The following is a 3,665-nucleotide window of genomic DNA, read 5'->3' on the forward strand; positions in this document are numbered from 1 at the left end:
GGCCAGATTGCGGGCTATGCACTGGGTGAGGCGCGCTGATGTTTCATAAACCGATCATCGGTGCCGACAGCCGCCGCGTCACCGTGATGCAGGGCCAGGCGCGCGCCTCCAACGAGCCGGGGGTCAGCTTCACCACCGTGCTGGGCAGCTGCATTGCCACCTGTCTTTACGACCCCATCGCCATGGTGGGGGGGATGAACCACTTTCTGCTGTCGGAACCGCCGCGATCGAGCGGTCAGGGCGTGCTCGACGAGCATTATGGCGCCTATCTGATGGAAGTGCTGATCAACGAAATGCTTGGCCTGGGCGCGAGCAAGGCGCGGATGAAAGCCCATCTTTACGGTGGCGCGAATATGCACCGGGCAATGCTGAAGATCGGCACGGCGAATGGCGCTTTCGCCAAGAGCTTTCTGGAGCGCGAGCGCATTCCGGTGATGCATGCCGATCTGGGCGGCACCGATGCGCGCCGCGTCGAATTTCTGCCGACGCTGGGCAAGGCGCGGTGCCGCTCGGTCGCCGAGCAGATGGCGCCGCAGCCGGTTGAACGGCGGCCGCGCGATACCGGCGATGTTGAACTTTTTTGAAAGCTTTTTGAGCGAACACGGGCAGGCGGGGTAAATGACATGCAAACCAGAGTTCTGACAGTAGATGACAGCAATGTGATGCGGGCGCTGCTGCGTTCGGCACTGACCGAGCATGGCTTCGACGTGGCACAGGCGATCGACGGCGTCGATGCGCTTGAATGGCTGGAGGAAAACGACGTCGACGTCGTGATTACCGACATCAACATGCCGCGCATGGACGGCTTTGGCCTGATCGAGAAGCTGCGCGCGCATCAGCGCCACCGCGACCGGCCGATTCTGGTGCTGTCCACCGAAAGCGGCGAGGACAAGAAGGCGCGCGCGCGTGCCGCCGGCGCGACCGGCTGGATCGTGAAGCCGTTCGACGCCGAAAAGCTGGCGACGGCGGTGCGCCGCGTCAGCCACTGAGTTTGATCATTTAAGGGGGAGCCAAGCACATGGCGCGTCAGATCATCACTTTCCAGGTTGAGGACCAGGTGTTCGGGGTGGACATCATGGCGATCCGCGAGATCCGCGCCTGGACGCCCACCACCCGCCTGCCGCACGTGCCGCATTATGTGGCCGGCGTCGTCAACCTGCGCGGCACCGTGCTGCCGGTGATCGACCTTGCCGCGCGGCTGGGCTGGCGCAATACCGAGCCGACCGCGCGCCACGTGATCATCGTGACCCGCGTGGCCGAGCAGTTCCGTGGCCTGATCGTCGATTCGGTCAGCGACATCGTGACCTTTGCCGATGATCAGCTGCAGTCGCCGCCCGCCACCAGCGCCGATGCCGTGGTGCCTTTCCTGGAAGGGCTGGTCGCGATCGACGAGCGGATGGTGATGGTGCTCGATCTGCCGCGCCTGACTGGCGAGACCGAGATGCGCGACGCCGCCTGATCCACCCCCTGGCCAATGTTAGTTTAAGGAAATATCGATGCCGGCCATCAAAGTTCTTGTTGTCGATGACTCGCTCACCATGCGCGCCCTGTTCACCAGCGCGCTTGAGCGGAGCAAGGACATTGTGGTGGTGGGTGCCGCCGGCGACGCGGCCGAAGCGCGCCAGCTGATCGAGGAGCTGAAGCCCAATGTGGTGACGCTCGACGTGGAAATGCCCGGCATGAACGGCCTCGATTTCCTGGCCGAGATCATGGACAAAAAGCCCATGCCGGTGATCATGCTGTCGACGCTTACCCACAAGGGCGGTGACGTGTCGCTGCGCGCGCTGGAAATCGGCGCGGTCGATTGCTTCCCCAAGCCCGCGCGCGCCACGCCCGACGAGTTCGAGAAGATTTCGGGCAAGCTGTGCAAGCTCGTCATCACCGCGTCGAAGACCAATGTCGCGGCAAAGAAGGTCGAATCGAAGCCTGCCAGCGCCATTCGCGACTATCGCTATGACGGCGCGGTGATCGGCATTGCCGGCGGCATGGGCGGCCCCGATGCGGCGCTGGAAATGCTGGCGCGCTATCCCGCCAACTGCCCGCCGACCATATTGATGCTGCCGATGGACGAAGGGCTGGTGGTGCCCTTTGGCGCGAAGCTCGCCCGGGCGGTGGCCGCCGAAGTGAAGATCGCCGCCGACGGCGTGGCGCTCCACGAGGGGCATATCTATATCGCCAGCGCACCTACGCACCATGTCGTGGTGGATCGCTGGCCGGGTGGCATGATCCGCATGGTCGACCGCGAGCCGGTGAACGGCGCGCGACCGAGCCCCGATATGCTGTTTGCCACGCTTGCCAAGGTGGCCGGCCTGCGCGCCGGTGGCGTGATGCTGTCGGGCGGGGGCGCCGATGGCGCCGCCGGGCTGGCTGCGATTGCTGCCGCCGGTGGCCGCGCGATTGTTCAGGACCCCGCCACCGCGCTGATCGCCGAAGGGATTGAGGCCGTTCGTGCGCGCCTGCCCGAGGTGAAGACGCTCGCCGCGGCGGATATTGCCCCGGCGCTGCTCGAACGCATCAGCCTCAGCGCGGCCGCCTGATCCGGGAAAGCAACCGACATGATGATGCAGCGTGAATGGCTCGCCAGAGTAGGCGAGCAGCTCAACCGGCTGGCGGCGGAGATTGAACAGCTCGGCGAAAAACTGTGCGCCGACCCGGAAATGATGGTGCGCAACCTGACCGCGCTGCAGGCGATCGACGCGATCGCCCAGCAGCAGCAATGCCTGGCGCGGATCGTGACCGCCGAAGAGATGGACGACGCCGTCGCCGCGTGCAGCTTTGCCGAGCTGAAGGAACGCCTGCTCGCCGCGTGAGGTGCGCGCCGCGTGGTTGACAGCGCATCGCATCCACCGCACAGCCAGCCGGCGCGGCAACGCCCGGTCGGGGAGTAGCGCAGCCTGGTAGCGCATCTGCTTTGGGAGCAGAGGGTCGCAGGTTCGAATCCTGTCTCCCCGACCATTGCCGCCGCGCCGCTTTCCCGCTTATGGCCATGCCGGATCAGGGGCATGGTGGTGGACGATATCAGCTATCGCATCATAGTGGATGACGCGGCGCGGGATAAGGCGCCGCTGGCGGCCTTGTGCGGCCGGGTGTTCGGCACCTTCGATCCTGGCTATCTCGACCGGCTGACGGATGTCGCCGACCCCGTTCTGGTGCAGGCGCTGCACGGCGACGCGCTGATCGGCTTCAAGCTCGGCTATCGGCGCGGCGCGACGCTGTTCTACAGCTGGCTGGGTGGGGTCGACCCCGACTGGCGCCGGCGCGGCATCGCCGAGCAATTGGCCATAATGCAGCACGACCGGCTGATGGCGCTGGGCTATGCCACCGTCGAGACGCGTACGCGCGCGAACAACAACGCGATGATCATCCTCAACCTGCGCTCGGGGTTCGAGGTGCGCGGCTTCGAGATTGATGCCGCCGGCAATCCCGTCGTCACCCAGCGCAAGCGGCTGGCCGGCCCCGCCTAGGCGGGGGCACGGTTACAGCTTGGTCGACCATTCCACCAGCCAGTCGGGCGAAGCGGCGACGAGCACCCCTTCGACCTGGCGGTCGATCCCGGTCAGGATGGCCGCGCCGATGACCAGCAGCATCGCACCCAGCACCAGCTTGCCGTTCTTGCCGGTGTTCATCAGCCGGCCGCGCCAGCGCGCGATCAGGCTGCGGCCGGC

6 protein-coding genes, 1 tRNA gene and 1 pseudogene are annotated in these 3,665 nt (G+C 65.8%); 7 read left to right on the forward strand and 1 reads right to left on the reverse strand.

Translation table 11 applies throughout. The annotated features are described in order from the left end of the window. The first annotated feature begins 38 nt into the window (after nt 1–38). The 7 genes from K2Y03_RS02255 (at nt 39) to K2Y03_RS02285 (ending at nt 3,464) form a co-directional block, all read left to right on the forward strand. Nucleotides 39–584 (forward strand): chemotaxis protein CheD, encoded by a 546-nt coding sequence (locus K2Y03_RS02255; RefSeq protein ID WP_294087887.1) that lies wholly within the window; start codon nt 39–41, stop codon nt 582–584. Between the two features lie 39 nt (nt 585–623). After that, nucleotides 624–989, forward strand: coding sequence for a response regulator (locus K2Y03_RS02260; protein WP_294087889.1), 366 nt, complete (start codon nt 624–626; stop codon nt 987–989). 29 nt (nt 990–1,018) lie between these two features. Next, nucleotides 1,019–1,459 (forward strand): chemotaxis protein CheW, encoded by a 441-nt coding sequence (locus K2Y03_RS02265; protein ID WP_294087890.1) that lies wholly within the window; start codon nt 1,019–1,021, stop codon nt 1,457–1,459. Nucleotides 1,460–1,496: 37 nt separating this feature from the next. Further along, a complete protein-coding gene (locus K2Y03_RS02270) occupies nt 1,497–2,537 on the forward strand; it encodes a chemotaxis protein CheB (protein WP_294087892.1) in 1,041 nt (346 codons plus the stop codon). 18 nt (nt 2,538–2,555) lie between these two features. After that, nucleotides 2,556–2,810 (forward strand): hypothetical protein, encoded by a 255-nt coding sequence (locus K2Y03_RS02275; RefSeq protein WP_294087894.1) that lies wholly within the window; start codon nt 2,556–2,558, stop codon nt 2,808–2,810. Nucleotides 2,811–2,878: 68 nt separating this feature from the next. Then, a tRNA-Pro gene (locus tag K2Y03_RS02280) sits at nt 2,879–2,955 on the forward strand. Nucleotides 2,956–3,008: 53 nt separating this feature from the next. After that, complete coding sequence (locus K2Y03_RS02285; protein ID WP_294087896.1) at nt 3,009–3,464, forward strand: GNAT family N-acetyltransferase; 456 nt, start codon at nt 3,009–3,011, stop codon at nt 3,462–3,464. Between the two features lie 12 nt (nt 3,465–3,476). Here K2Y03_RS02285 and K2Y03_RS02290 read toward each other — a convergent pair. Next, nucleotides 3,477–3,665, reverse strand: a pseudogene (locus K2Y03_RS02290) (cytochrome c biogenesis protein CcdA); the annotation flags it as partial.

The sequence above is a fragment of the Sphingomonas sp. genome (assembly GCF_019746015.1).
In the GTDB taxonomy this organism is placed as follows: Bacteria; Pseudomonadota; Alphaproteobacteria; order Sphingomonadales; family Sphingomonadaceae; genus Sphingomonas.

Bases quoted from the DNA above. Each gene is read 5' to 3' on its own strand.
- K2Y03_RS02260 (WP_294087889.1), top strand. From the start codon at position 624: ATGCAAACCAGAGTTCTGACAGTAGATGACAGCAATGTGATGCGGGCG.
- K2Y03_RS02265 (WP_294087890.1), top strand. From the start codon at position 1,019: ATGGCGCGTCAGATCATCACTTTCCAGGTTGAGGACCAGGTGTTCGGG.
- K2Y03_RS02255 (WP_294087887.1), top strand. From the start codon at position 39: ATGTTTCATAAACCGATCATCGGTGCCGACAGCCGCCGCGTCACCGTG.
- K2Y03_RS02275 (WP_294087894.1), top strand. From the start codon at position 2,556: ATGATGATGCAGCGTGAATGGCTCGCCAGAGTAGGCGAGCAGCTCAAC.
- K2Y03_RS02270 (WP_294087892.1), top strand. From the start codon at position 1,497: ATGCCGGCCATCAAAGTTCTTGTTGTCGATGACTCGCTCACCATGCGC.